The sequence below is a fragment of the Nocardioides gansuensis genome (assembly GCF_003076135.1).
Lineage (GTDB): Bacteria > Actinomycetota > Actinomycetes > Propionibacteriales > Nocardioidaceae > Nocardioides > Nocardioides gansuensis.
The window spans coordinates 143,161-167,920 of sequence record NZ_QDGZ01000002.1 but is presented as its reverse complement, the minus strand read 5'-3'; the positions used below and the strand labels follow the sequence as shown (position 1 = coordinate 167,920).

The 24,760-nt window shown below is 73.4% G+C and carries 24 protein-coding genes; 11 read left to right on the top strand and 13 right to left on the bottom strand.

Annotated elements, in window-relative coordinates:
- Window positions 1–2: 2 nt before the first annotated feature.
- The 5 genes from DDE18_RS05060 to DDE18_RS05040 all read left to right on the top strand — a co-directional run bounded on the left by DDE18_RS05060 (window position 3) and on the right by DDE18_RS05040 (window position 6,007).
- Window positions 3–704: an LppX_LprAFG lipoprotein gene (locus DDE18_RS05060; RefSeq protein WP_116571167.1), complete on the top strand. Its 702-nt coding sequence runs from the start codon at window positions 3–5 to the stop codon at window positions 702–704.
- Window positions 701–2,497, top strand: a complete 1,797-nt coding sequence (locus DDE18_RS05055; RefSeq protein WP_116571166.1) for an MFS transporter — start codon at window positions 701–703, stop codon at window positions 2,495–2,497. The genes DDE18_RS05060 and DDE18_RS05055 overlap by 4 nt, the downstream gene beginning before the upstream one ends.
- Before the next feature lie 19 nt (window positions 2,498–2,516).
- Complete coding sequence (locus DDE18_RS05050; RefSeq protein WP_116571165.1) at window positions 2,517–3,023, top strand: beta-class carbonic anhydrase; 507 nt, start codon at window positions 2,517–2,519, stop codon at window positions 3,021–3,023.
- Window positions 3,024–3,075: 52 nt separating this feature from the next.
- Entirely contained in the window at window positions 3,076–5,676 is a 2,601-nt protein-coding gene (locus DDE18_RS05045) for an ATP-binding protein (protein WP_116571164.1), read from the top strand.
- 79 nt (window positions 5,677–5,755) lie between these two features.
- Window positions 5,756–6,007, top strand: coding sequence for a DUF4242 domain-containing protein (locus DDE18_RS05040; protein ID WP_116571163.1), 252 nt, complete (start codon window positions 5,756–5,758; stop codon window positions 6,005–6,007).
- 68 nt (window positions 6,008–6,075) lie between these two features.
- Here the strand turns inward: DDE18_RS05040 and DDE18_RS05035 are convergent, their stop codons facing one another.
- Window positions 6,076–8,148, bottom strand: a complete 2,073-nt coding sequence (locus DDE18_RS05035) for a DNA gyrase/topoisomerase IV subunit B (RefSeq protein WP_245916458.1) — start codon at window positions 8,146–8,148, stop codon at window positions 6,076–6,078.
- Between the two features lie 206 nt (window positions 8,149–8,354).
- Here DDE18_RS05035 and DDE18_RS05030 point away from each other — a divergent pair, with 206 nt between their 5' ends.
- From DDE18_RS05030 to DDE18_RS05020, 3 genes are all read left to right on the top strand, one after another.
- Entirely contained in the window at window positions 8,355–8,609 is a 255-nt protein-coding gene (locus DDE18_RS05030) for a DUF7455 domain-containing protein (RefSeq protein WP_211754411.1), read from the top strand.
- 85 nt (window positions 8,610–8,694) lie between these two features.
- Window positions 8,695–9,171, top strand: a complete 477-nt coding sequence (locus DDE18_RS05025; protein WP_245916457.1) for a DUF456 domain-containing protein — start codon at window positions 8,695–8,697, stop codon at window positions 9,169–9,171.
- A gap of 1 nt (window position 9,172) precedes the next feature.
- Window positions 9,173–10,000, top strand: coding sequence for an EamA family transporter (locus DDE18_RS05020; protein WP_116571160.1), 828 nt, complete (start codon window positions 9,173–9,175; stop codon window positions 9,998–10,000).
- Between the two features lie 6 nt (window positions 10,001–10,006).
- Here the strand turns inward: DDE18_RS05020 and DDE18_RS05015 are convergent, their stop codons facing one another.
- On the bottom strand, window positions 10,007–10,561 hold the full coding sequence (locus DDE18_RS05015; RefSeq protein ID WP_116571159.1) for a hypothetical protein: 555 nt from the start codon (window positions 10,559–10,561) through the stop codon (window positions 10,007–10,009).
- A gap of 112 nt (window positions 10,562–10,673) precedes the next feature.
- On the opposite strand from DDE18_RS05015, the gene DDE18_RS05010 reads away from it, so the two are divergent.
- Window positions 10,674–11,759 (top strand): CapA family protein, encoded by a 1,086-nt coding sequence (locus DDE18_RS05010; RefSeq protein ID WP_133241162.1) that lies wholly within the window; start codon window positions 10,674–10,676, stop codon window positions 11,757–11,759.
- Here the strand turns inward: DDE18_RS05010 and DDE18_RS05005 are convergent.
- The 6 genes from DDE18_RS05005 to DDE18_RS04980 all read right to left on the bottom strand — a co-directional run bounded on the left by DDE18_RS05005 (window position 11,756) and on the right by DDE18_RS04980 (window position 17,580).
- Window positions 11,756–12,757 carry a M28 family metallopeptidase gene (locus tag DDE18_RS05005; protein WP_245916456.1) on the bottom strand — a complete coding sequence of 334 codons (1,002 nt, stop codon included), beginning with the start codon at window positions 12,755–12,757 and terminating at the stop codon, window positions 11,756–11,758. The genes DDE18_RS05010 and DDE18_RS05005 overlap by 4 nt on opposite strands.
- A complete protein-coding gene (locus DDE18_RS05000; RefSeq protein ID WP_245916455.1) occupies window positions 12,757–14,247 on the bottom strand; it encodes an RNA polymerase sigma factor in 1,491 nt (496 codons plus the stop codon). Before DDE18_RS05000 ends, DDE18_RS05005 begins: the two co-directional genes overlap by 1 nt.
- Before the next feature lie 84 nt (window positions 14,248–14,331).
- Window positions 14,332–15,786, bottom strand: coding sequence for a xylulokinase (gene xylB / locus DDE18_RS04995; RefSeq protein WP_245916454.1), 1,455 nt, complete (start codon window positions 15,784–15,786; stop codon window positions 14,332–14,334).
- A 68-nt stretch (window positions 15,787–15,854) separates the two neighbouring features.
- Window positions 15,855–16,544 carry a nucleoside/nucleotide kinase family protein gene (locus DDE18_RS04990; protein ID WP_116571157.1) on the bottom strand — a complete coding sequence of 230 codons (690 nt, stop codon included), beginning with the start codon at window positions 16,542–16,544 and terminating at the stop codon, window positions 15,855–15,857.
- 9 nt (window positions 16,545–16,553) lie between these two features.
- A complete protein-coding gene (locus DDE18_RS04985; protein ID WP_116571156.1) occupies window positions 16,554–17,126 on the bottom strand; it encodes an HhH-GPD-type base excision DNA repair protein in 573 nt (190 codons plus the stop codon).
- Window positions 17,127–17,178: 52 nt separating this feature from the next.
- Window positions 17,179–17,580, bottom strand: coding sequence for a universal stress protein (locus DDE18_RS04980; RefSeq protein WP_116571155.1), 402 nt, complete (start codon window positions 17,578–17,580; stop codon window positions 17,179–17,181).
- 133 nt (window positions 17,581–17,713) lie between these two features.
- Here DDE18_RS04980 and DDE18_RS04975 point away from each other — a divergent pair, with 133 nt between their 5' ends.
- A complete protein-coding gene (locus DDE18_RS04975) occupies window positions 17,714–18,163 on the top strand; it encodes a hypothetical protein (protein WP_116571154.1) in 450 nt (149 codons plus the stop codon).
- Here the strand turns inward: DDE18_RS04975 and DDE18_RS04970 are convergent.
- Window positions 18,160–19,629, bottom strand: coding sequence for a glutamate-cysteine ligase family protein (locus DDE18_RS04970; RefSeq protein WP_116571153.1), 1,470 nt, complete (start codon window positions 19,627–19,629; stop codon window positions 18,160–18,162). The two genes, DDE18_RS04975 and DDE18_RS04970, sit on opposite strands and share 4 nt — an antisense overlap.
- Before the next feature lie 39 nt (window positions 19,630–19,668).
- A complete protein-coding gene (locus DDE18_RS04965; protein ID WP_116571152.1) occupies window positions 19,669–20,643 on the bottom strand; it encodes a DUF4192 domain-containing protein in 975 nt (324 codons plus the stop codon).
- Between the two features lie 145 nt (window positions 20,644–20,788).
- On the opposite strand from DDE18_RS04965, the gene DDE18_RS04960 reads away from it, so the two are divergent.
- The gene (locus DDE18_RS04960) at window positions 20,789–22,096 is read left to right on the top strand and encodes a DNA polymerase IV (protein WP_116571151.1); all 1,308 of its coding nucleotides are present in this window, start codon (window positions 20,789–20,791) and stop codon (window positions 22,094–22,096) included.
- A gap of 4 nt (window positions 22,097–22,100) precedes the next feature.
- Here the strand turns inward: DDE18_RS04960 and DDE18_RS04955 are convergent, their stop codons facing one another.
- From DDE18_RS04955 to DDE18_RS04945, 3 genes are read right to left on the bottom strand one after another with little or no spacing between them, the layout of a single operon-like run.
- Window positions 22,101–23,165: a DUF2332 domain-containing protein gene (locus DDE18_RS04955; protein WP_116571150.1), complete on the bottom strand. Its 1,065-nt coding sequence runs from the start codon at window positions 23,163–23,165 to the stop codon at window positions 22,101–22,103.
- The gene (locus DDE18_RS04950) at window positions 23,158–24,027 is read right to left on the bottom strand and encodes a 5-oxoprolinase subunit C family protein (protein ID WP_116571149.1); all 870 of its coding nucleotides are present in this window, start codon (window positions 24,025–24,027) and stop codon (window positions 23,158–23,160) included. Before DDE18_RS04950 ends, DDE18_RS04955 begins: the two co-directional genes overlap by 8 nt.
- The gene (locus DDE18_RS04945; RefSeq protein WP_245916453.1) at window positions 24,024–24,617 is read right to left on the bottom strand and encodes a 5-oxoprolinase subunit B family protein; all 594 of its coding nucleotides are present in this window, start codon (window positions 24,615–24,617) and stop codon (window positions 24,024–24,026) included. Before DDE18_RS04945 ends, DDE18_RS04950 begins: the two co-directional genes overlap by 4 nt.
- Window positions 24,618–24,760: the final 143 nt, after the last annotated feature.

The following is a 24,760-nucleotide window of genomic DNA, read 5'->3' as shown; positions in this document are numbered from 1 at the left end:
CCATGCCAGCTGCCCGCCTCGCCCTCCTCGTCCCGCTCGCCGTCCTGGCGCTGACCGCCTGCACGGGCGGTGGCGAGGAGCCGGTCTCGGAGGAGCAGACACCGGAGGAGGTGCTGGCCGGAGCCAGCGACCGGCTCAGCGAGACGAGCGGCGTGCAGCTCAGCCTCAGGACCGCAGTCCTGCCGCCTGGCGTCACCGGCGTCACGAGGGCCGAGGGCGTCGCCACCAACGCGCCGGCCTTCGACGGCACCCTCACCGTCGTCTTCGCCGGCCAGAACGTCGAGGTGCCGGTGATCGCGGTCGATGACACGGTCCACGCCAAGATCCCCTTCACGACCGGCTGGAGCAAGGTCGACCCGGCGGACTACGGCGCGCCCGACCCGGCGGACCTGGTCGACCCGGCCACCGGCTTCCCGGCGCTGCTGACCCAGACCAAGGACCTCGAGGAGGGCGAGAGCGTCCGCGGCGGCGCCGACAACTCCGAGGTGCTCACGACCTACACGGGCACCGTCCCCGGGAGCGCGGTGCAGCAGGTAATCCCGAGCTCCTCGGGAGACTCGTTCGACGTCGAATACCTCGTGTCCGCCGAGGGGGAGCTGCGCAAGGCCGACCTGACGGGCGTGTTCTACCCCGGGAGCGAGGAGATGACCTACACCGTCTCCTTCGAGGACTACGACACGTCTGCGGAGATCGTCGCGCCATGACCCGCGGCGCCTCGCCGGCGTCCCCCCGGGTGCTGCTCGCCCTCGCCGCGGTCGCGGTCGCCTTCGCGGCCGCCGACACCTACGTGGTCGTGCTGGCCCTGCCGGACATGATGACCAGCTCGGGCATCCCGATCGACGAGCTGCAGCGCGCCGCCCCGATCGTCTCGGGGTTCCTGCTGGGCTACGTCGCGATGCTGCCCCTGATCGGCCGCATCGCGGACCTGCGTGGCCGGGTGCCGGTGCTGGTCGCCTCCCTGGTCCTCTTCGCCCTGGGCTCGCTCGTGACGGCGCTCGCCTACGACCTGCCCTCCATGGTGGTCGGCCGGTTCCTCCAGGGCGTGGGCGGCGGCGGCCTCGTCCCGGCCACCCTGGCCCTGGTCGCCGACCTCTACCCGCCCCAGCGCCGCGGCGTACCCCTCGGCGTCGTCTCGGCCGTCCAGGAGCTCGGCTCGGTCCTCGGCCCACTCTTCGGGGCGCTCGTGCTGGCCGTCGCCGACTGGCGGGCCATCTTCGGCATCAACCTCGCCGTCGGCCTCGTCCTGGCCGCCGCCATCCGCCGACTCGGCTCATCTGCACACGCCGGAGGCGCCGAGTCGGCTCATCTGCACACGCGCGAGGCGCCGAGTCGGCGCATCCGCACAGACCTCGTCGGCGTGGCGCTCGCAGCCACCGCGCTGCTCGCCGGCGCCCTGGTCTTCGTCCGCCCCGCGGCGCTGATGCGCGACCTGACCTGGGGCCAGCTCTTCATCCCGTACGCCGGCGACGGCCGCTGGCTGACGCCGGTGGGCGTGATCGCGATGGGCTCGGCGGTGGGGCTGCTGGTGTGGTGCTGGTTCGCCCCCCGGCCGCTGCTGGACCTCCGGCGATGGGCCGCCAGCCTCGCCGAGGCCGACGTCTTCGGCGCGCTGCTGCTGGCGACCGGGCTGGCCGGGGTGATCCTGGCGTTCGCCACCGCCGACCCGCAGGTGCAGGTCTTCTCCGACCAGGGCCTGTGGTTCCTGCTAGGAGCTGCCGTGGCCACTGCCGCCTTCGCCCTCCACCTCCGCCGGGCCGGCACCCCGCTGGTGCCCCGCGGCGCGCTGCGGCGCACCCCGGCGTGGGGCGCACTGCTCGTGAGCTTCTTCGTCGGCGCCGCCCTCATCGCCGCCCTGATCGACATCCCGCTCTTCGCCCGCACGACCGTCTATCCCGACTCCCAGCTGATGGCCGCGCTCGTGCTCGTCCGGTTCCTCGTAGCCCTGCCCGTGGGCGCGATCGCGGGGGGCTTCCTGATCCGCCGCCTCTCCCCCGCGCTGGTGACCGCGGCCGGGATGCTGCTCGCCGCGGTCGGGTTCGTGCTGATGACGAGGTGGGGGTTGACGACCCTGGACGAGCCGGTGGCCAACGTGGCCCTGCTCGTCGGCGGCTTCGGCTTCGGCCTCGCGCTGGCGCCCGTCAACGCCGCGCTGCTCGCGCACACCGACGACGACGTCCACGGCCTTGCCAGCGCCTTCGTGGTGGTCGCCCGCATGGTCGGCATGCTCGTGGGCATCTCCGCCCTCACCACGCTCGGGCTGCGCCGCTACTACGCCGAGCAGGCCGCGGTCCCGCCAGTGCAGGAGGTGTGCGACGGCAAGAGCCGGTGCGCCGAGTTCACCGACCTGCTGCGGGTCGCCGGGATCGCGCAGGAGCACGCGGTCTTCTGGGGAGCCGCCGGGTGCGCACTGGCGGCGGCCCTTCTCGCCCTGGTCCTCTTCCGTGAGACCGAGCCCACCGATCTCTCCACTCGGGACCTGCTCAGCACCGGCGGCTGAAGTCGCTAGCCTCCTCCTCGTGGGTGCTGTCTCAGACGACTTCGATGACCTGATCGCCGCCAACCGTGAGTTCGCAGCGGACTTCGAGCTGGGCGGGTTCGACGGCGTTGCCCATGCGGGCGTCGCCATCGTGACCTGCATGGACTCCCGCATCGACCCCCTGCGGATGCTGGGGCTCGAGCACGGTGACGCCAAGATCTTCCGCAACCCGGGTGGGCGCGTGACGAGTGCCGCCCTCGAGGCCCTGGTGCTCGGCGTACACCTCCTCGGCGTCAACCGGATCCTGGTCGTCCCGCACACCAGCTGCGCGATGGCCAAGCACACCGAGCAGGAGCTCTGGGTGAAGGTCGGCGAGTCGGCCGGTCAGGACGCGTCGTGGCAGCAGTTCCACGTCATCAGCGACCAGATCGCCGCCCTGCAGGAGGACGTGCAGAAGGTCCGGTCGCACCCGCTCATCCCGGGGACCGTCAAGGTCGGCGGCTTCCTCTACGACGTCGACACCGGGCTCCTCGAGCAGAAGTTCTGACCCCGGTCCAGACCACTCGCCCCCTGGCGTCCGGCGGCGCGACAATCGAGGGGTGGACTTCCTCGAGCGCGAGACCCAGCTCGACGCCCTGCTCGAGTACGCCGCCGAGGCGGACTGCGGCCTGGGGCGCCTGGTGCTCGTCGAGGGAGAAGCCGGCGTCGGCAAGTCCACCCTGCTCGAGCGCGCTGAGCGGCACCTGACCGACGCCCTGTGGTGCTGGGGCGCCTGCGACGGGCTCGCGACTCCCCGGCCGCTGGCCCCGCTGCACGACATCTCCGTCGATCTCGGCGGCGCCCTCGAGGCCGCCTGCCGGGCAGGGGCGAGCCGTGAGGTGCTCTTCACGCTGCTCCTCGACCACCTCCGGACAAGCGACCGCCTCACCGTCCTGGTCTTCGAGGACGTGCACTGGGCCGACGACGCCACCCTCGACCTGCTGCGCCACCTCGGCAGGCGCGTTCAGCGGCTTCGGGTGCTGCTCCTGGTCAGCTTCCGCGACGACCAGGGTGCGCGCGGTCAGCTGCGGATCGCGCTCGGCGAGCTGGCACGGGAGCGGGCGCTGCGCCGGATCACCCTCCCGCTGCTGACCCCGGGCGCCATCGCGGTGATGGTGGAGGGCACCGGCCTCGACCCCGACGAGGTCCACCGCCTCACCGACGGCAACCCGTTCTTCGTCACCGAGCTCCTCCTCAGTCCCGGCGAGCGGCTCCCCCACTCGGCGCGCGACTCCGTCCTCGCGCGTGTCGCGACGCTGTCGTCCAAGTGCCGCGAGGTGGTGGAGGTGGCCGCCCTGGCCGGCCCGCGGCTCGACCCCGCCCTCGTGGGCGCCGTCGTCGAGGCGCCGTTCGCCTGCTTCGACGAGCTGGTGGCAGCCGGACTCCTGGTGAGCGACGGGACCACGACGACCCGCTTCCGCCACGAGCTCGCACGACTGGCGGTCGAGGACTCCGTGCCGCCGCACCGCCGGGTCGAGGTGCACCGGCTGCTGCTGGCCGAGCTGGTGCGCCGGGGCGACGCCGACCCCGCCCAGCTGGCCTTCCACGCGCAGGGGGCCGGCGACCATGCAGCCGTGCTCGAGCACGCCACCGAGGCCGCCCACCATGCCGCCGCCATGGGGGCACCTCGGGAGACTGTCGCGCACTGCCGCAGCGCCCTGGCCAGCGCGGCCGGCGCCCCACCGGCGACCCGGGCAGTCCTCCATGAGGTGGCGGGGCTTGCGCTCGCCTCGCAGGACGACTGGGCGGCCGCCCTGGCCGAGATGCAGGTGGCGCTCGCCCTCTGGCAGGAGGTGGGCGACGCACTGCGCGAGGGTGACGTGTGGCGTCACCTGGCCATCTGCCTGTGGCGCCTGTCCCGCGGGGCCGAGGCGCAGGCGGCGAGCCATCGGGCGTACGCCCTGCTCGAGCCGCTCGGGCCGTCGCCCGAGCTCGCCCGGGTCGTCAAGCACCTGGCCGCGATGCACTGCCTCCAGGACGACCACGAGGCCGGCCTCGCACTCGCACACCAGGCCGTGGCGCTCGCGGAGTCGCTCGGCCTGCCGGACGTCCTCGCCGACGCCCTGGAGACCGTCGCGGTCTCCAGGGCCGCGCTGGGGTTGCCCTGGCGGGAGGCAGCCGACGATGCCGTCTCCGCCGCGCTCGCCTGCGGCAGTGCCATGGTTGCCGCCCGGACCTATGCCTACGCGTACGGCATCCACGTCGACGAGCACCAGTACGGCGCGGGCGAGGAGGTCTTCCGCGCGGGTCTGGCGTTCTGCGAGGAGCACGACGTCGTCACCTTCGCCACCACCCTGCGCTCGCTGCGCGCCGAGGCGCTGCTCGCCACGGGCCGCTGGGACGAGGCGCTCGACCTGGTCCAGGGGCTCCTGTCCGGCCCGGTGATGTCGCCGCTCAGCATGCTCCAGCTCCAGCTGGTGGCCGCCCGGATCAAGCTGCGGCGCGGAGACCCTGACGGCCGGGAGGTCCTGGCAGCGGCACTCCCCCGCGCCGAGGCCGCCCTCGAGTCGCGCTGGCGGGTCCTCGCCGCGGTCACCGAGGCGGAGGCCGACTGGCTGGCCGGCCGCGACCAGGACGCCCGGGAGCGGGCCCAGGCGGCGCTGGACCGGGCGCGCATCCCCCGGCTGTCCGGGATGGCGGCGGTGTGGGCCCGCCGACTCGGCGTCGCCGTCACACCGCCTCCCGGCTGTCCCGACCCCTACGCGGTCGAGCTCGCGGGCGACCACGCCGGCGCCGCCCGTCAGTGGCAGGCCCTCGGCTGCGACCACGCCGCCGCGCTGGCCCTCCTCGACGCGGGCGACCCCGACTCCGCCCGCCGCGCGCTGGAGGTGCTGGAGCGCCTCGGCGCGACCGCCACCCTGGCCGCGGCCCGCCGGGGGCTGCGCGCCGCCGGCATGGCGGTGCCGCGCACGCGGCGTACCGGCACCCTCGCTCACCCCGCCGGCCTCACGCCGCGGGAGCAGGACGTCCTGCACGGGATCGTGGCCGGGCTGACCAACGACGAGATCGCCGCCGCCCTGGTCATCTCGCCCAAGACGGTCGACCACCACGTGTCGGCGGTGCTCGGCAAGCTCGGCGTCGCCAACCGACGGGAGGCGTCCGCGGCCGCCCGGGAGCGTGGGCTGCTGCGCCTGGGTGGGGAGGCCACAGCCCCGAGATAGGGATCCGCTCCCGATGCGGAGCGCCCGCCCGCGGACCTACGTTCGAGGTCATCCACCACCGAACGAGAGGAACCCCGTCATGCCGCTCTTCATGGATGTCCACAACATGGGCGACGCCGTCGGCATCGAGGAAGTCGCCAAGGCCCACATGGCCGACCTCGCCACGCAGGACAAGTACGACGTGAAGTACCTGCGCTACTGGGTGGACGAGGCCAACGGCAAGATCTTCTGCCTCGCCGAGGCCCCGTCAGCAGACGCCGCCAGCACCGTCCACCGTGAGGCGCACGGCCTCGTCGCCGACGAGATCTACGAGGTCCGCGAGGGGTCGTAGACCCGGCATCGCCCGACGGGTCGTCCGGCGCCCGACGGGGTCAGGGTGCCGGACGGCGCGTCGACTACTCAGGCGTCCAGGGACTCGACGTCGACCTCGTAGGCACCCTGGACGATGAACTCCTTGCGCGGTGCCACGTCGGAGCCCATCAGCAGCTCGAAGACCTGGGTGGCCGACTCGGCGTCGTCGATGGTGAGCCGGCGCAGCGTCCGGTGGCGCGGGTCCATCGTGGTCTCGGCCAGCTGGTCGGCGTCCATCTCGCCCAGGCCCTTGTAGCGCTGCACCGGGTCCTTCCAGCGGATGTTCTTCTTCTTCAGCTCGGCGAGCCTCCGCTGCAGCTCGTCGTCGGAGTAGGTGTAGACGTACTTGTCCGTCCCCTTGCGCGGGTTGGAGATCTCGATCCGGTGCAACGGCGGCACCGCGGTGAACACCCGGCCGGCCTTGATCAGGTCGGGCATGTAGGTGAAGAAGAGGGTCGCCAGCAGGCAGCGGATGTGGGCGCCGTCGGAGTCGGCGTCGGCCATGAAGATGATCCGGCCGTAGCGCGCCGCGTCGAGGTCGAAGGTGCGCCCCGAGCCGGCGCCGACGACCTGGATGATCGAGGCGCACTCGGCGTTCTTGAGCATGTCGCCGACCGAGGCCTTCTGGACGTTGAGGATCTTGCCGCGGATGGGCAGCAGCGCCTGGTACTCCGAGTCGCGCGCCAGCTTGGCGGTGCCGAGCGCCGAGTCGCCCTCGACGATGAACAGCTCGGTGCGCTCGTTGTCGGCGGCGCGGCAGTCGGCGAGCTTGGCCGGCAGCGCCGAGGACTCCAGGGCGTTCTTCCGCCGCTGCGTCTCCTTGTGCTGCTTGGCCGCCAGCCGCGTCTTGGCGGCGCCGTAGACCTTGTCCATGACCAGCTTGGCCTGGGCCTTCTCGGCCCGCTTGGTGGACGTCAGGAACGCCTTGAGCTCCGAGGAGACCACCTTGCGTACGACGGCGCGCGCGGCCGGCGTGCCGAGGATCTCCTTGGTCTGGCCCTCGAACTGCGGCTCCGCGAGGCGGACCGTGACCACGGCGGTCATGCCCTCGAGCACGTCGTCCTTGATCACGTTGTCGTCGTTGACCTTGAGCACCTTCGCGGACCGCATCACGTCGTTGAACGTCGCGGTGACGGCCTGCTCGAAGCCGCTCACGTGGGTGCCGCCCTTGGGGGTGGCGATCACGTTGACGTAGGACCGGACGGTGGTGTCGTAGGTGTTGCTCCACCGGAGCGCGACGTCGACGGTCAGCTCGCGCTCGACCTCCTGGGGCGTCATGTGGCCCAAGTCGTCGAGCAGCGGCACGGTCTCGGTGAAGGTGTCCGCACCCTGCAGGCGCAGGATGTCGGTGACGGGCTCCCCCTCGGACAGGAAGTCGGCGAACTCGCTGATGCCGCCCTCGTGGAGAAACTTCTCCTCCACGAGCTCCGGGCCGCGCTGGTCGCGGATCACCAGCTCCAGGCCGGGGACGATGTAGGACGTCTGCCGGGCCCGGCCGAGCAGGCCCTCGAGCTCGAACCTGGCGTCCTTGGTGAAGATCTGGCGGTCGGGCCAGAAGCGGATCAGGGTGCCGGTCTTGCCCTTGGCGACGCGCCTGCCCTTGCGGGTCAGCCCGGACTTCGGGGTGAAGGTCGCCGTCGGGCCGTCGCCGTCGAAGACCCCGGGCACGCCTCGCTGGAAGGAGATGCCCTGCTGGTGGGGCGCGCGGTCGACGTCGATGTCCATCCGCGACGACAGCGCGTTGACCACGGACAGGCCGACGCCGTGGAGGCCGCCGGTGGCGACGTAGGACCCGCCGCCGAACTTGCCGCCCGCGTGCAGCTTGGTGGCCACGACCTCGACGCCCGGCAGCCCGGTCTTCGGCTCCTTGTCGGTCGGGATGCCGCGCCCGTCGTCGTACACCTCGACGGACCCGTCGGCGAGCAGGGTCACCTCGACGCGGCGCGCGACGCCCGCGAGCGCCTCGTCGACGCCGTTGTCGATGATCTCCCACAGGCAGTGCATGAGCCCGCGCGTGTCCGTCGAGCCGATGTACATGCCCGGGCGCTTGCGGACCGCCTCGAGCCCCTCCAGGACGAGGAGGTGCGCTGCGTTGTAGGTGTTGTCTGCCGGTGCTGCCACAAGGGGCGAATCTACCCGCGACACGCCGGTGGACCGCGCAGGGCACGCTGCCGCGGGATGTCGGTGGCCGGGTCTACGGTAAGGAAAGCCGGGTCCACGCTTGGGGATAAGGCATTCGGGGTAACGAATCTAATGACAGGATGGTGGGAGTCGGCTTCGGCGGGCGGGGAATCTTTGGCCCCGTCGCTACGTTGGGGCAGACACCGATGGAGAGAAATGAGGCCGATGTGACCACTGCCATTGCCCCTGACCGCGCTGCGCTCACGGCGAGCGACCGCTGCGACCGCTGCGGCGCGCAGGCATACCTGCGGGTCGAGCTCCAGAGCGGTGGCGAGCTTCTCTTCTGCGCCCACCACGCGCGCGAGCACGGCGACAAGCTCCGTGAGATCGCCGTGACGGTCGTGGACGAGACCCACAAGCTGCACCAGACCCCTGCGGTGACGACCGACGACGAGCGCTGACCGCCCACCGACCCTCGACGGCCCCGGACCGCAAGGTCCGGGGCCGTCGTCCGTCTCCACGGCCCCACATGGGAGGCTCGGGCGCGTGAGCGTGACCGAAGTCATCGTCGCCGTCGCCATCATGCTCGGACTGCTCGGCATCATCGTCCCGGTGCTGCCCGGCACCCTGCTGGTGCTGGCCGCCATCCTGGTCTGGGCCACCGAGGTCGCCACCCGCGACGCCTGGATCGTCTTCGCCGTGGCGACCACCCTGCTGGTCGTCGGCACGGTCGTGAAGTACGCCGTGCCCGGGCGCAGCCTGAGGGCGAACGGCGTGCCCCGCTCCACCCTGCTGTTCGGGGCGGTGCTGGGCGCCGTCGGGTTCTTCGTCGTGCCGGTGGTCGGCCTGTTCCTCGGCTTCGTCCTCGGCGTGTACGTCGCGGAGCGGCGCCGCGTCGGCACGGCCGCCGCCGGCCCGGCCACCCGGCACGCGCTCAGGGCCGTCGGCGTGTCCATCCTGATCGAGCTCGCCGCGGCCACGCTGGCGGCCCTGGTCTGGGTCGTCGGGCTGGTGGTGACCTGAGATGGGCGTGCTGCTGGCCCTCGCCGCGGCCGTGGCCTACGGCGTGTCGGACTTCATCGGCGGCCTCGCGTCACGGCGTACCTCCGCCTGGCCGGTCGCCTTCACCGCCGGCGTCGGCGGTCTCCTCGGCGCTGTGCTGCTCGCGGCCGGGATCGGCGGCGCCCCCACCGGCACCGACCTGGCGTGGGGGGCCCTGGCGGGCGTGGGCAGCGGCACCGGAGGGGCCTTCCTCTACCGCGGCCTCGCGGCCGGGCGGATGGGCGTGGTCGCCCCGGTGTCGGCCGTGGGTGCCGCGCTGCTGCCCGTCGTCGTGGGGGTGGCGGCCGGCGAGCGTCCGGAGGCGCTGGTGTGGGCCGGCATCGCGGCGGCGGTGCCGGGCATCTGGCTGGTGAGCAGGGAGCCGGACTCCGGCGGAGACCTGGCCGCTGGCCTGGTCGACGGGGTCCTGGCCGGCGTTGGCTTCGGCGTGCTGTTCGCCGCCATGGGTCAGGTGCCGGAGGAGGCCGGCTACTGGCCGCTGGCCGTGTGCCAGGCGGTGGCCATGGTCGCGGTGGCCCTCACGGCGGTGGCCCTCGGGGCCGCGTGGCTGCCGCGGCACGCCTCGGAGCTGTGGGGGGTAGTGGCCGGCCTGATGGCGAGCGGTGCCGTGCTGGCGTTCCTGCTCGCGACGCAGACCGGCCTCCTCACGGTGGCAGCGGTGCTCACGTCCCTCTATCCCGCTGTGACGATCGTGCTGGCCGCGACCGCGCTCCGCGAGCACGTGCACCGCGCGCAGGGCCTCGGGCTCGTGCTGTGCGGGGCTGCCGTGGCGCTGGTCGCGGCCGGCTGACGTCGATCAGCCCCGGGCGACCGGCAGGGTGAAGCGGCGCTTGCCCGGTGCCCAGTCGGTGATCGGGTGGGAGGCATCGGAGTCGTCGGTCATCTTGACGCTGACCCGCACCTCCTCGGGCTCGTCGAGGCAGCCGCGGCTGATCCGCACCTTGGCGACGTCGCGGTCGTAGCGAAGCCACGCCTGGTAGTCGCAGTCCACGGACTGCTGGGCCGACCGCCACCCGTCCGCGGGCGTGAGCAGGTAGTCGGTGCCGTCGGAGAGGCCCATGCCGAGCACGTACTCCGGGCCGGCACTCGCCCGGTCGCTGTCGAGGAAGACGCTCATGCCGGCCGAGCCCTTGCGCCGCAGGTCGGCGAACCTGACCTTCACCACGACGTTGTCGGCCCCGTGGCGCACGGAGAGCGCGTGGATGTCGGTCAGCGAGGCCGACGCGTCCGCGGGGTCGTCGATCCCGTAGACCTCGGCCTGGGCTGGTGCGGCGAGGGTGCTCAGCAGGAGGGCCGCGCCACCGAGGGCGGCGGCCGTGATGCGGGCGAGGGTGGTCATCTGGTTCTCCATCGTCGTGTCCTTCGGGTGTGCCCTCAGGACGCTTGCTCCTCCGCTCAGGGTTGCATCCGGCGAGGAATGACCTCAGCAGCTCCGGCGGACGTCCGGGTCTAGTGTGGCGGCCATGGGGCAGTGGGGGTGGGTACGACGCGGGTGCGCGGCCCTCATGCTGCTGACCGCCTGCTCAGCCGGCCCGGGGCCGCCGCCGGAGGAGCCGGAGGCCGCTCCCACCCCGTCCCCGGCAGCCGCGCCGACCCCGCCGCCGGGCGCCACGCCCTCCAGCCCGCCGGCAGGGCCGATCACCCTGACCGTGGTCGGCGACCTCATGCTCGGCCGACGCGTCGCCGCCGTGCACGACGACCCCACCGACACGTTGCGGCACCTGAGGCCGCTCTTGCGCCGCTCAGACATCACCGTCGGCAACCTGGAGAGCACCCTCTCGACCGCGGGCCCGCCGACCCAGGACGACTACTTCTCCGCCCCGCCGTCGGTGCTGCGCGGTCTCGCAGGTGCTGGCTTCGACGTGCTCTCGCTCGGCAACAACCACGTCGGCGACCACGGACCCGACGCCCTCGTGGAGACGCTGCGGGCCTTCGAGGGGTCCGGCATCCGGCCGGTCGGCGCCGGGCGGGACCTCCGCACCGCCCTGCGGCCGGCCGTGGTCGAGCGGGGTGGCGTGCGCGTCGGCTTCCTGGCGTTCAACGCCATCGGGGAGACCCCGAGGGCGGCCCCGGGGACTCCCGGTGCGCTCTCGGTGCGGATGCCCCCGCGCACCGGGCCGCTCCACCACGGCGACCTGGGGCGGGTGCTCCGGGCGGTGCGGCGGCTCGACCGGCGCGTCGACGTGGTCGTCGTACTCCCCCACTGGGGTGAGCAGTACACCCACACCCCCTGGCCGGTGCAGTCGCTCGTCGGGCGCGGGCTGGTGGACGCGGGGGCCGACCTCGTCGTCGGCGGCCACCCGCACTGGGTGCAGGGCGTCGAGCGCCACCGAGGCATGCGGATCTACCACTCGCTGGGCAACGCGGTCTTCGACATGGACTTCATGGAGCAGACCTTGGAGGGGGTCGTCCTCACCGCGACCATCCGCGACGCTCGCGTCCGCCGGGTCGACCTCACCCCCTACCGGATGGACGCCACCTTCACGCCACGTCCGCTCCGGGGCGCCGAGGGCCGGGCCGTGCTGGCCGACATGGGCGTCGTCCGCTAGCTGCCCGGGGCCAGCCAGGAGAGCACCAGGCGTCCGGTGCGTCCGAGCTGGGCCTCGTCGACGACGGAGACGACGTCCTGCGGACTGTGGTAGCCGGTGTACGAGGTGCCACCGATCCGCACGCCGGGCAGGCCTGCACGGACGAAGGACCAGTGGTCACTGGAGCGGTTGACGCACGGCTGCGCCGGTACGCGGGCACGCCGGGCCGCCGTCAGGGCCTGCTCCTGGGCCGGGTCGGTGCCGCCGGTGGCGGTGCAGACCGGCACCACGCTGCCCACGCCCACCCGGTCGAGCGAGAGCATGCCGCGCACTGCCGCGCGCTCGGCCCGGGACAGCGCCGCGACGTGCGCGCGAGAGCCGTAGTGGTGGTCGGCGTCGGTCAGCCCCCGCGGCTCCTCCGCCCCGAAGGCGACCAGCACCACGGGGAGCCGGGCCTCCCCCTCGGCGAGGGCCTGCGCCACCGCGAGGAGCACGCCGACGCCCGAGGCGTTGTCCTCGGCTCCGGGCGCCTGGGGCACCGTGTCGAGGTGGGCGCCCACGACGAGGTGTGGCGCCTTCGGCTGGAAGCCCGGCGGAGTGGCGACGACGTTCCACGAGGCGCCGGCCTCGACCGGCACACCCCAGGAGTCTCCTCCCGGCACGGCGAATCGCTCGCGGCGTACGTCGTAGCCCAGGCGCCGGAAGTAGCTCGCCGTCCACGCGGCCGCCGCGCGGTAGGCGGGGCTGGTGGCATGCCGCGGGCCGATGGTGCCGGCGAGGTGGCGGACGACCGCCATCGCCGCCGGGGTGTCGAAGTCCCGGGCCCGCAGGGGGCGCTTCGGGGGCTCGGCCGTCGGCTGGGTGGGCTCCGTGGGCGCCGTGGGCTCGGCCGTGGGCGTCGCGACCCCGGAGGTCGGCTGCCGGGACGGGGAGGGCGCCCGCTCCGCACCCGGCCCGGACGCGGAACAGCCCGCCGCGAGCAGCACGAGGAGTGCCGCGGCGGCGGGCTGTGTCCGCATCAGTCGAGGTAGTCGCGCAAGACCTGCGAGCGGCTCGGGTGGCGCAGCTTGGACATCGTCTTCGACTCGATCTGGCGGATGCGCTCGCGCGTCACGCCGTAGACCTTGCCGATCTCGTCGAGCGTCTTGGGCTGGCCGTCGGTGAGGCCGAAGCGCATCGAGACCACGCCCGCCTCGCGCTCCGACAGCGTGTCGAGCACGGCGTGCAGCTGCTCCTGGAGCAGCGTGAAGCTGACCGCGTCGGCCGGCACGATGGCCTCGGAGTCCTCGATCAGGTCACCGAACTCCGAGTCGCCGTCCTCGCCGAGCGGGGTGTGCAGCGAGATCGGCTCGCGGCCGTACTTCTGGACCTCGATGACCTTCTCGGGGGTCATGTCGAGCTCCTTGGCGAGCTCCTCCGGCGTGGGCTCGCGGCCCAGGTCCTGCAGCATCTGGCGCTGGACGCGGGCCAGCTTGTTGATGACCTCCACCATGTGCACCGGGATGCGGATGGTGCGCGCCTGGTCGGCCATCGCGCGGGTGATCGCCTGGCGGATCCACCAGGTCGCGTAGGTCGAGAACTTGTAGCCCTTGGTGTAGTCGAACTTCTCGACCGCACGGATGAGGCCCAGGTTGCCCTCCTGGATGAGGTCCAGGAAGAGCATGCCGCGGCCGGTGTAGCGCTTGGCGAGCGAGACGACGAGGCGGAGGTTGGCCTCGAGGAGGTGGTTCTTGGCGCGGCGGCCGTCCTCCGCGATCCACTCCAGCTCGTCGAGCAGCTTGGGGGTGATCTTGCCACCCTTGGCCAGCTTCTCCTCGGCGAAGAGACCGGCCTCGATCCGCTTGGCGAGCTCGACCTCCATCTCGGCGTTGAGGAGGGGCACCTTGCCGATCTGCTTCAGATAGTCCTTGACCGGGTCGGCGGTGGCGCCGGCGACCATGACCTGCTGCTCGGGCTCGTCGGTGTCGTCGGAGGCGGAGACGACGAACGACGCCTCCTTCTCGTCCTCCTTGATGGAGGGGTCGGTTGCGACGTCGACCTCGAACTGCTCGTCGGGCAGGTCGGGCAGGATCTTCGTGCCGTCGGGACCGACCGCGGGCACGACCTCGTCGACCGCCGCGTCGGCGGCCTCGCCGGCCACCTTCTGCGCGGGGGCCTTCTTGGCGGCACTCTTGGTGGGGGCGGTCGTCTTCGCGGCAGCCGCCTTCTTGGCCGGCGCCTTCTTCGCGGCAGCCTTGGTCGTCGACGCGGTGGTGGTCTTCCGCGCCGAGGTGGCGGCGACCGCACGCGAGGAGGAGGCGTCGAGGTGCACCGAGATGCCGAGGCCGCTCAGGTGCACCAGCAGCGCCTTGAGGTGGCGGGGCTCGACCTGGGCATCCTCGCTTGCCTGGCGGACCTCGTCCGGCGAGACAGTGCCGGTGGGGGTCCCCCGTTCGACCAAGGCCACGATGGACGGGTGCGCGAGCACCTCAGCAGGGAGCAACTTGCGTGCGTGCGGGGACACGAACACCTCTCGTGAGGAGACTTCGGGGCGCGGCGAGGCCCGGAGACGTCAAGAGCCGCGCTTCGTATTCTGCCACGGCCCTGGTGGGAATCACGTAGCAGGCTCAGAACGCCCCTCGCGCCGGGTCGTCGGGTGCACGGCGGTCCGCAGCGCCTGGTACTGCTCGCGCACCCGCGTGCCGGCGGCCGGGTCGTCGGGACGCAGGCTCACCGCCGGGCGGTGCGACCACGCCGGCAGCTCCGCCTGCCCGCGCTGGGCCGCGACCGCCCAGGCTGCCTGGCGGGCGGCCCCGAGGGCGACGTACTCGCCCGGAGGGGGCACGTCGACGGGCACCCCGAACAGGTTCTGGGCGACCACCTGGACGGCGGTCGAGCGGGCCGCGCCGCCGATCAGCAGCACGCGCCGCACGGGCACGCCCTGGGCGGTGAGGGCGTCGACCCCGTCCGCGAGCCCGCACAGCATGCCCTCCACGGCCGCCCGCGCGAGGTTCTCGGGCGTGGCGTTGCCGCGGCGGAGGCCGCCGAGGGTCCCGGACGCGAAGGGCAGGTCCGGCGTGCGCTCGCCGTCGAGGTAGGGAAGGAGGACCAGCCCTCCGGCGCCCGGAGCGCTCTGCTGGGCCAGGCGCTCCAGCCCCGCCAGGTCGGTGCCGAGCATGGTCGCCGCGGCGGTGAGCACGCGGGCGGCGTTCAGCGTGCACACCAGGGGCAGGAACCGCCCGCTCGCGTCGGCGAACCCCGCCACGGCGCCCGTCGGGTCGGCCGCGGGACGGTCGTGGACGGCGAAGGCCGTGCCGCTCGTGCCGAGGGAGACGACGACGTCACCGGGCTCGAGGCCCAGGCCCAGGGCAGCCGCCATGTTGTCGCCGGTGCCTGCGGAGACGAGCATGCCGCCGGGCGCCTCTCCCACGGTGTCCGCGGGCCCGACCACCGGTGGCAGGCCCACGTCCCGTCCGAGGGCGAGCCGGAGGATGTCCAGCCGGTAGCGGTCCTCGTGGGGGGACCAGTAGCCGGTACCCGAGGCGTCGCCGCGGTCGGTGCGCGCGGTGCCCGGTCGCACCCGGTCGGCACCCCGCAGGCGGGCGGTCACCCAGTCGTGGGGCAGGACCACCTCGGCGACACGGGCCGCGGTCTCGGGCTCGTGCTCTGCAAGCCAGCGGAGCTTCGTCACGGTCAGCGCGGCCACGGGCACCGAGCCCACGGCGTCGACCCACTGCTCCGGTCCGCCCAGGTCCGAGACGAGGTCGCCGGCAGCGCCGGCGGACCGGGTGTCGTTCCAGAGCAGCGCGGGCCGGAGGACCTGGCCGTCCTCGTCGAGGGCGACCATGCCGTGCTGCTGGCCGCCCACGCCGACGGCGCTGACGCCGTCGAGGATCCCGTCCGAGGTGGCCGCGCGGAGTGCCTCCCACCACCGCTCGGGATCGACCTCGGTCCCGTCGGGATGGGGCGCCCGGGCCTCGCGCACCACCTCGCCCGTGCCCGCGTCGCAGACCACCACCTTCGTGGCCTGCGTCGACGAGTCGATCCCGGCGACCAGGGCTGGCGTCACGTCATCGCTTCTCACGAGTCGCCATCCTTGCTCATCCGGGGACGATGCACACCTTGCCCGAGGTACTTTCAGTCGATCCTCACGACGGCATCGGCTTCCGTCCGTGTCGCGGCGACAAGGGCGGCGTTGGCCTGGTCCGAGCGCATGACCCATTCCTCGGCCGCATCCGGCGACCTGCCGTGCCGGACGTGCCGCTCGACGAGCCGGCGGACTCGCACGTCCTCGTCTCCCTCGACGAACCACACCTCGTCCAGCAGCGACCGGACCTCCTGCCACCCGGGCGCGTCCAGCAGCAGGTAGTTGCCCTCCACGAGCACCACGCAGTGCGTCGGACGGACAGCGATCGCACCCGCGACCGACTGCTCGGCGCTGCGGTCGAACTCGGGCAGGTAGACGGTGGCGTCGACCTCCCGGCGTATCCGACCGACGGCATGGACGAAGCCTCGGACGTCGAAGGTCTCGGGTGCCCCCTTCCGGTCGGCCAGGCCCAGCCGGCCGAGCTCCGCGTCGGTGAGGTGGAAGCCGTCCATCGGCACCACGACGCACCGCTCCCCCATTCTCGACGCCAGGCTGGCGGCCAGGGTGGACTTCCCACTCCCGGGTGCGCCGGTGATGCCCACCACCACGCGGCCGGACATGCTCATCCGGACCAGACGCTCGGGCAGGGCAGCCGGCTCGAGGCAGGGAGGGCCCCCGAGGCTCCCCGATGACGCCGGGCGGACGCCCGGTTGGACGGCCGTCGGGTCAGTCCTGCTCATCGGCCCGGCTCAGCTCGAGGCGGACGCCTTGGCAGCGGCCTTCTTGGCCTTCTTGAAGTCGCGCACCTTCTGCAGCGAGGCCTCGTCCACGACGTCTGCGACGGAGCGATAGCCGTCGAGCGCGTAGTCACCGACGACCTGCTCCCAGCCCTCGGGTCGTACGCCGAGCTGCTTGGCGAGCAGGGCCACGAAGATCTGGGCCTTCTGCTTGCCGAAGCCGGGGAGCGCCATCACGCGCTTGAGGAGGTCCCGGGCGTCAGCGGCCTCCGTCCAGAGGCGGGAGGCGTCCCCGTCGTACTGCTCCTCGACGATCCGGGCGAGCTCCTGCAGGCGCGCGGCCATCGAGCCGGGGAAGCGGTGGATCGCCGGCGTGGTCGCCGCCACGGCGGCGAACTCCTCCGGGTCGGCAGCCGCGATCGCGGCGGGATCGAAGGAGCCGAAGCGGTCGACGACCTTCGCAGGGCCCCTGAAGGCGTGCTCCATGGGGTATTGCTGGTCCAGCATCATCCCCGCGAGCAGCGCGAACGGGGAGTCGTCGAGGACCTTGTCGGCCGCCGGGTCACCGGTGATGTGGAAGCCCATGGCCACATCCTGCCGGACTCCCCCGGGGTGGCCGCGACCGGGCTGGCCTGCGTCAGTCGGCCTTGACCGCCAGCACCGGGCAGTGCGCGTCGAGCAGGATGCGCTGGGCGTTGGAGCCCAGGATCAGCTTGCCGACGGGCGAGCGGCGGCGGAGGCCGATGACGAGCAGCTCGGCCGAGTTGGCCTCGGCGATGCTGATCAGGTCCTCGGCCGGCTCGAAGCCGCGCACCAGCTGGCGGATGTCGAACTCCAGTCCGGACTCCTCGAGCACCTGCTGCACGCGCGACATGTCGTCCTCGGCCTTCTCGGCCTCGCTCTTGTCGAAGTCGTGTCCGCCGCGGTGGGAGTTGACGACCACCAGCTTGCTGCCGCGCAGGCGAGCCTCCGAGATGGCGGTGGCGAGCGCAGCCTCTCCCTCGGGCTTGGGGACATAACCGACGACGACGGTGCCCATGGGCGCCTCCTTCTTCCGAGTGGTGTGCGGTGATTCACACCGGACTCCGGCACCGTATCGGATACGCCTCCCCACCGGGAGGCTGTGGAGGGCACGGCGCGGCGCGCCACCCACCTGGGGCAGGGTGGTGTGCATGAGCCTGCAGGCGCCGATCTCGCGCGACACCCATGTCGTGCTGCGGGCTGCTGTGCTGGAGTTCCGGGAGAGCGAGTCCCGCCGCCGACACGCGCCCGTCACCATCCACGTCGGCAGGCCGGACCGGGTCTCCCCCACGTGGGTCGTCGGGCCCGGCCAGCGGCTGGACGCGGCGCTGCGCACCGACATCGCCGCCGGGCTGCTCCACCGGGCCCTGGCCGACCGGGCCCTGCGGCTGGCTGGCACGCCGTACGCCTGGCTGACCCGCAGCGGGGGCCTCGACCTCCACGACGCGGACGCCGCGTGGTCGGCCGCCGTGCGCGGGGCGTGTGCCGACGCCGGCCTGGCGCCGGTCTTCGTCGTCGTCACCCGCGACGGATGGGTCGATCCGGTCTCGGGCGTACGCCGCGAGTGGCGGCGGCTGCGCCGCTGGAGGCCTCCGGGCTAGTCGGAGCCCCAGGTGTGCACCGGCTCGTTGGTGTGCATCCGCTCGCGGTAGTCCAGCAGGGTCGCGCGCAGCGCGTCGTAGACGTCCTCGCCGTGCCGCTCGGCCATCCGGTCGACGAACCACTCGGCACCGTTGGTGCCGCGCAGGCAGCGCTGCTCGATGATCCCCAGGAGGCGCTCCCGCACGGAAGTCTCCACGCCCCACGACTCGAGCCCCTGGTGGGCCATCGGGAGCAGCCGGCGCAGCACCAGCTCGGTGGCCCGCACCTGGCCGATGCCCGGCCAGTAGAGCTGCGCGTCGATGCCCTGCTGCGCGGCGACGTGGAAGTTCTCCTCGGCGGCCTGGAAGGACATCTGGGACCACAGCGGGCGCTCGTGCTCGGCCAGGGTGCGGACCAGGCCGAAGTAGAACGCGGCGTTGGCGACGGTGTCGGCGACTGTCGGGCCCGCAGCCAGGAGGCGGTTCTCCACGCGGAGGTGCGGGACGCCCCCCGCAATGTCGTAGACGGGCCGGTTCCAGCGGTAGATCGTGCCGTTGTGCAGCCGCAGCTCGTGCAGCTCCGGGGTGCCGCCGCTCTCGAGCACCTCGAGCGGGTCCTCGTCGTCGGTGACCGGCAGGAGCGCCGGGAAGTAGCGCACGTTCTCCTCGAAGAGGTCGAAGACCGAGGTGATCCAGCGCTCGCCGAACCACACCCGCGGACGGACGCCCTGCGCCTTGAGCTCCTCGCTCCGCGTGTCGGTGGCCTGCTCGAACAGCGGGATCCGGGTCTCGCGCCACAGCTGCTTGCCGAGCAGGTACGGCGAGTTCGCCGCGACCGCGAGCTGCACCCCGGCGATGGCCTGGGAGGCGTTCCAGTAGGCCGCGAACGAGTCCGGGGACGTCTGCACGTGGAACTGCGTGCTGGTGCACGCCGCCTCCGGCACGATCGAGTCGGCCGTCGTCGAGAGCCGCTCGCGGCCCGAGATGTTGATCGTGATGTCCTCGCCCCGCGCGGCCAGGATCTGCTCGCTGAGCAGCAGGTAGCGCGGGTTGGAGCTCAGCGACGCCACCGACATGTGGCCCTCGGCGAGGGTCGGCAGGATGCCGATCATCACCTGGTGGGCGCCGACCTCGCTGGCCTTCTCCTCGGCCGAGTTGAGCGAGCGCCGCAGGCTCTCCTCGAACGTGGTGAGCCCGCCCTGCCTGAGCTTGGCGGGTGCCACGTTGATCTCGATGTTGAACTGGCCGAGCTCGGTCTGGAAGTCGGGGTCCGCGATCGCCTCCAGGACCTCGGCGTTCTTCAGCGCCGGGTCGCCCTGGTCGTCGACGAGGTTGAGCTCGACCTCGAGCCCGGTCATCGGGTCGTCGGTGTCGAACCTGGCCTCGCGCAGCATCCGCGCGAAGACGTCGAGGCAGCGCCGCACCTTCTCGCGGTGGCGCGTGCGGTCCGCGCGCGAGAACTCCTGCTGCTCCACCTCTTCGCCCATGTCGGCACCCTAGCCACGCACGGGGCGCCCGGGCCATGGTCAGGCGGCCGGCTCGGTCGGGTGGATGCCACTGCCGGGGCGCACCTGGTCCCACATGCGGGGCGGGGCCGCGGACGTCAGCATGTCGGCGACGAGCCGCGCCAGCGAGTGGCCGGGCTGCACCTCCCGGCACCGGTCAACGGCGCACCAGGCGAGCGCCCCCTCCCCCGCCAGCCATGCCGCGAAGGCAAGGACTGCGGCGACCGACGGCATGGTGTGCTCCGGCACCCGGCGCACGGCGTCCCGCCAGAAGGCCAGGTGCTCGCGCGCCCAGCCCCGGTCGACCCACCCCCACGCCTCGTCCCGCAGCGCCGGGTCGCGCAGCGAGACCGCCAGCCGGGCCAGCTCGTCCGGGTCGCAGGTCGTGCCGGCAGCGGTGTGGTGACGGACCAGCCGCTGCACCTGCGCCGGGCTGAGGGGTCGTGCCCCGGCGAGGGCCGCCTCCGTGGCGGCGACGGCCCCGGGATCGGGGTCGAGGGAGGCGCGCAGCTCCTCGCGGGACCCGAGCACCACCTTGCCCTCGTAGACCGCCTGTGCGACGAAGGGGTGCGAGGTGGTGTCGAACGGCGTCCCCGCGTACGCCGAGCGCGGCCGCCCCGGCAGCACCGCGAACCAGTGGCCGTCGTGGACGCGGAGCACGTCGACGACCTCGATCCCGGCCGCGGTGAAGCCGTCGTGGAGCGCCCAGGCAACCTCGTCGGCGACGGCCGTGTCGTCGTCGTAGACGACGAAGAGCACCTGGCGGACCTCGTGGCGCTGGGCCGGGCCGAGCAGCGCATCGACGACCTCCTCGGCGCCGTCGACGTCGTCCGGGAGGTCCACGCGTGCGTGGAACGTCTGGTCCTGGCCGACCGTGATCATCACGGCCGACGTGGCGGGTGTGAAGCCGAGCGCGACGGGCGCGAACGCGACGATGTCCTCGGGCGTCCGGGCGAGGAGCCGCGTGGGCTCTGGTGGTGTGGGTGAGATGGTCATGGAGCCACGCTGTCCGCGCACACGGACAGCCGAACCCACGTCCAGTCGCTGGCTGTGGAAAAGGTCCCGACGCGCGATTCCCACAGCCAGTCGGGCGACAACTGGCCTGCGAGAATGCGCCCATGCCCGAGGACCTCTCCCGCTGATGCGTGCGGTCGCCTCGGTCCTCCATCTCGACCTCGACGCGTTCTTCGCCTCCGTGGAGCAGCGCGACAAGCCCTCGCTGCGCGGCAAGCCGGTGGTCGTCGGCGGGGTCGGGGGGCGCGGCGTCGTCGCCACCGCGTCGTACGAGGCCCGGCAGTACGGCGTCCGGTCGGCGATGTCCACCCGCGAGGCCCGCGCCCGCTGCCCGCATGCGGCGTTCCTCAGCGGGCGCTTCGACGCCTATCGAGAGACCAGCACGCGGGTGATGGAGCTGCTCCGCTCGGTCTCGCCGCTGGTCGAGCCGCTGTCCCTCGACGAGGCCTTCGTCGACCTCGCCCAGGCCACGCTGCCGGACCTCGAGGTCCCCACCGTCACGGCGTACGCCGAGGAGCTGCGCGGCCGGGTGCGCGAGGTGACCGGTGGGCTCACCGCCTCCGTGGGCCTCGGGACTTCGAAGTTCATCGCCAAGGTCGCCAGCGAGCTCGACAAGCCGGACGGCCTGACCGTCGTCACCCCGGGCACCGAGCGCGAGCTCCTGCGGCCGATGCAGGTCACCGTCATCCCGGGCGTGGGGCCGGCCACGGCCGAGCGACTCCGCCGAGCCGGCATCCACACGGTCGAGGAGCTCGAGCGCGTGACGGAGGACGAGCTGGTGCGGCTCGTCGGCCGGGCGCACGGGCACTCGCTCTTCCAGCTGGCGCGGGCCCAGGACGACCGGCCGGTGGTCGCCGAGCGGGAGACCAAGTCGGTGAGCGTGGAGGGGACCTACGACACCGACCTGACCGACCGCAAGCTGATGGAGGGGCTGCTCACCCGCCAGGCGCTCGGGGTCGGCGAGCGGCTGCGCAAGCACGGCCTGTCGGGGCGCACCGTGAGCATCAAGGTGCGCCTGCACGACTTCACCACCCTGAGCCGCTCCACGACGTTGCCCAGCCCCACCGACAGCGGCCCGGTGATCGGGCGCCACGCGCGGGCCCTGCTCGCCGACCTCGACACCTCCGGCGGCGTGCGGCTGCTCGGCGTCGGCGTCTCGGGGCTCGCCGACTGGGTCCAGGAGGATCTCTTCGGCGAGGTGGAGGAGGGGGACGACGTGCCCGACCTCCCCGAGGCACCCCGCTCGCGCGGCCAGTGGGCGCCCGGGATGGACGTGCTGCACGCCGAGCTGGGGGCGGGCTGGGTCTGGGGCTCCGGCAAGGGCGTCGTCACGGTGCGCTTCGAGACCGCCGACACGCCGCCCGGGCCCGTCCGGTCGTTCAGGGCGGACGACCCGGCACTCTCGGCCCGCTCCCTGCGGCGCGAGGAGGACTGACCCGTCAGGGATCTGCCAGCCAGGCCAGCAGGCGACCCCACGACCAGCAGCGGCCGACGGCCTCGGCTCGCAGGGCCGACCCGTCGAACACCGCCAGGCCGATGATGCTGTGGCCGGAGGCCCGGCGATCGCCGAGTGTCGGTATCACCGGCGCGACGCCGACCCCCTCCGCCGACACCCACGCCACCGCCCGGCCGGCTGCGGCTTCGTCGAGGCGGTGCAGGAAGCGCAGGCGGCTCTCGAGCGGGAAGTGCGACAGCGCCCACGTCGTGGTGACGACAGGCAGGGCGTCCGCGGGCACGCGGGCGAAGGCGTCGGGCAGCACCTCGACGGCGTCGCCTCGCAGCAGCAGAGGGGGGTCCACCGCCGCCAACGCCATCTCCGCCTCGAGCCTCGCGACCTGTTCCGGCTGGTCCGGCCACTGGCAGGCGCGCAACCATCGGGCGTCATCCGCATCGGTCACGTCGAGCGGCTCGAGGTCGACGCCGACCCGGGCTGCGACCGCGGGCATCTCCCCCGCCGGGACCGGCCGGTCTCCCACGATCGACGAGGACTGCTGCACGGGGGATGAGGGATCGCCCAGCGACTGTCCGTTGCTGTACGTGAGGCCGACGCGATCGACATTGAGGTTGAGCCCGGCCCCGCAGCCCACGTCGATCAGTCCCACCGCATCCGCGCCCACCCGGCGCGCGGCCTCGGCAACGGCCGGGTAGAGCACGGCGCAGCGTCCGGTCACGTCGGTCCGTGTCCGCCGGCGCGCGGCGATGGCGACGACCGAGTCGGTCATGCGCAGCAGCGTGTCGATCGCCGCGCCAGCGGCAGCGTCGCCGTCCGCCGCGGCATAGGCGGCGGCCAGCGCCGGGGCACGTCCGGCGAGGGCGAGGTCGTGCAGCGCGGCCAGGACCACCGTGGGGTGCCGCTTGCGCGCCGGGGCCGCCTCGATGGCGCGCAGAGCCTCGTCGGACTCACTCAGGGCGACGGCGACGCGTTCGTACAGCGGCGAGGTCCCGGCCGCATCGACCTCACCGAAGTGTCGGTATACCTGGGCGAGGGTGCGGGCCCTACCCATGGCTCCTCCTGCGGTCGCCCAGCGCCCTCAGCGCGACCTCCTCCCCCGGCCGGAGCTGGGCGCACACGCCGAGGTCGTCCGGATCCACCACCGCGATGACCGGGTAGCCGCCCGTGACCGGGTGGTCGTGCAGGAACACGACCGGCTGGCCGCTCGGCGGCAGCTGCACGGCGCCGAGCACGACCCCCTCGCTCGCCAGCTCACCGCGCTCGACCCGCTCGACGGCCCGCCCCTCCAGCCGCAGCCCGATCCGGTTGGAGTCCGCACCGACGGTGTACGCCGCGCCGTCGAGCGCGTCCCAGGCCTGCGACGTCACCCAGTCGGCCCGGGGCCCGCGGTGCAGGCGCAGCACCGCCTCTCGGGGACGCCGTACGACGACGTCGGCGGCGCGCGGCGGGCCCGCGACCGGGCCGAGCGGCAGCTTGTCGCCGGCCTGCGGGAGGGGTGGGCCGACCCAGGCGAGCGTGTCGGTGGAGCGAGACCCGAGGACGGGTGCCACCGCGAGGCCGCCGGAGACGGCGAGGTAGGACCTGACGCCTCGCCGTGCCGGCCCTATCTGCACCTCGGCACCTGCCCGCACCGACACGGGCTCGGCGAAGGCACAGGACCGGCCGCCGACCACGACGTCGCACTCCGCGCCGGTGACCGCCAGCGTGCGCGCCTCCTCGAGCCTCACCCGCACGCCGGTGAGCGTGGTCTCGAGCAGCGCGGCGTCGGGCTCGTTGCCGACCAGCCGGTTGGCCAGGGCCGCTGCGTCCGCGTCGAGCGCGCCCGCCCGCGGGACGCCCAGGTGCGCCCAGCCTCGACGGCCGCGGTCCTGCACGGTCGTCAGGGCGCCCGGGTCGAGCACGACCAGGGTCACGACGCCTCCACGAAGCGCACGCGCGTGCCGGGCGCCAGCAGGGCCGGCTGCTCCCTCGTCGGATCCCACAGGGTCAGGTCCGTGCGCCCGATCACCTGCCAGCCGCCCGGTGAGGCCGTCGGATAGATCCCGCACCAGGCGTCGGCCAGCGCGACCGAGCCGGCCTCGACGCGGGTCCGCGGGGACGCCAGCCGGGGCACCGCGAGCTCGGTCGGCAGGCCGCTCAGGTAGGCGAAGCCGGGCGAGAAGCCGCAGAAGGCCGAGACGAACACGTGGGCGGTGTGCCGGACCACCACGTCGCCGGCGCTGCACCCCCAGTGCGCCGCGACCGCCTCCAGGTCGGGGCCGTCGTAGACCACGGGCACGGTCACCCACGGACCCGGCGGCGCCGGCACCTCCGGCGACCAGCCTGCGAGCAGCGCCGCCAGGTCGGTCCCCGGGCCGAGGCCGTCGAGGAGCACCGTGCGCGCTGCCGGCACGACCTCCTCGGCCGCCACCCGGCCCCGCACCCAGCCGGCGAGCGACAGGGCCTCGGCGGCGTCGGCCACCTCGACGAGGGCGGCACGGGGGCCGACCTGGGTGATGTGCACGGGCCCATCCAACACCGGCTCGTCACGTGGACGGCGTGGTCGACCGCGCGTGTCCCGCGGGAGCATGGTGCGGAAAGGGTGAGGGGCTCCCGGTGGTATGAGCACCAGGAGCCCCTCGGCTTTGACCGGCTTGGTGACGTCCG

What these genes read in the sequence shown, in the direction of transcription:
- DDE18_RS05060 (WP_116571167.1), top strand. Translation starts at nt 3, where the DNA reads ATGCCAGCTGCCCGCCTCGCCCTCCTCGTCCCGCTCGCCGTCCTGGCG.
- DDE18_RS05055 (WP_116571166.1), top strand. Translation starts at nt 701, where the DNA reads ATGACCCGCGGCGCCTCGCCGGCGTCCCCCCGGGTGCTGCTCGCCCTC.
- DDE18_RS05040 (WP_116571163.1), top strand. Translation starts at nt 5,756, where the DNA reads ATGCCGCTCTTCATGGATGTCCACAACATGGGCGACGCCGTCGGCATC.
- DDE18_RS05030 (WP_211754411.1), top strand. Translation starts at nt 8,355, where the DNA reads ATGGAGAGAAATGAGGCCGATGTGACCACTGCCATTGCCCCTGACCGC.
- DDE18_RS05020 (WP_116571160.1), top strand. Translation starts at nt 9,173, where the DNA reads ATGGGCGTGCTGCTGGCCCTCGCCGCGGCCGTGGCCTACGGCGTGTCG.
- DDE18_RS05015 (WP_116571159.1), bottom strand. Translation starts at nt 10,561, where the DNA reads ATGGAGAACCAGATGACCACCCTCGCCCGCATCACGGCCGCCGCCCTC.
- DDE18_RS05010 (WP_133241162.1), top strand. Translation starts at nt 10,674, where the DNA reads ATGGGGCAGTGGGGGTGGGTACGACGCGGGTGCGCGGCCCTCATGCTG.
- DDE18_RS05005 (WP_245916456.1), bottom strand. Translation starts at nt 12,757, where the DNA reads ATGCGGACACAGCCCGCCGCCGCGGCACTCCTCGTGCTGCTCGCGGCG.
- DDE18_RS04990 (WP_116571157.1), bottom strand. Translation starts at nt 16,544, where the DNA reads ATGAGCAGGACTGACCCGACGGCCGTCCAACCGGGCGTCCGCCCGGCG.
- DDE18_RS04985 (WP_116571156.1), bottom strand. Translation starts at nt 17,126, where the DNA reads ATGGGCTTCCACATCACCGGTGACCCGGCGGCCGACAAGGTCCTCGAC.
- DDE18_RS04980 (WP_116571155.1), bottom strand. Translation starts at nt 17,580, where the DNA reads ATGGGCACCGTCGTCGTCGGTTATGTCCCCAAGCCCGAGGGAGAGGCT.
- DDE18_RS04975 (WP_116571154.1), top strand. Translation starts at nt 17,714, where the DNA reads ATGAGCCTGCAGGCGCCGATCTCGCGCGACACCCATGTCGTGCTGCGG.
- DDE18_RS04970 (WP_116571153.1), bottom strand. Translation starts at nt 19,629, where the DNA reads ATGGGCGAAGAGGTGGAGCAGCAGGAGTTCTCGCGCGCGGACCGCACG.
- DDE18_RS04965 (WP_116571152.1), bottom strand. Translation starts at nt 20,643, where the DNA reads ATGACCATCTCACCCACACCACCAGAGCCCACGCGGCTCCTCGCCCGG.
- DDE18_RS04960 (WP_116571151.1), top strand. Translation starts at nt 20,789, where the DNA reads ATGCGTGCGGTCGCCTCGGTCCTCCATCTCGACCTCGACGCGTTCTTC.
- DDE18_RS04955 (WP_116571150.1), bottom strand. Translation starts at nt 23,165, where the DNA reads ATGGGTAGGGCCCGCACCCTCGCCCAGGTATACCGACACTTCGGTGAG.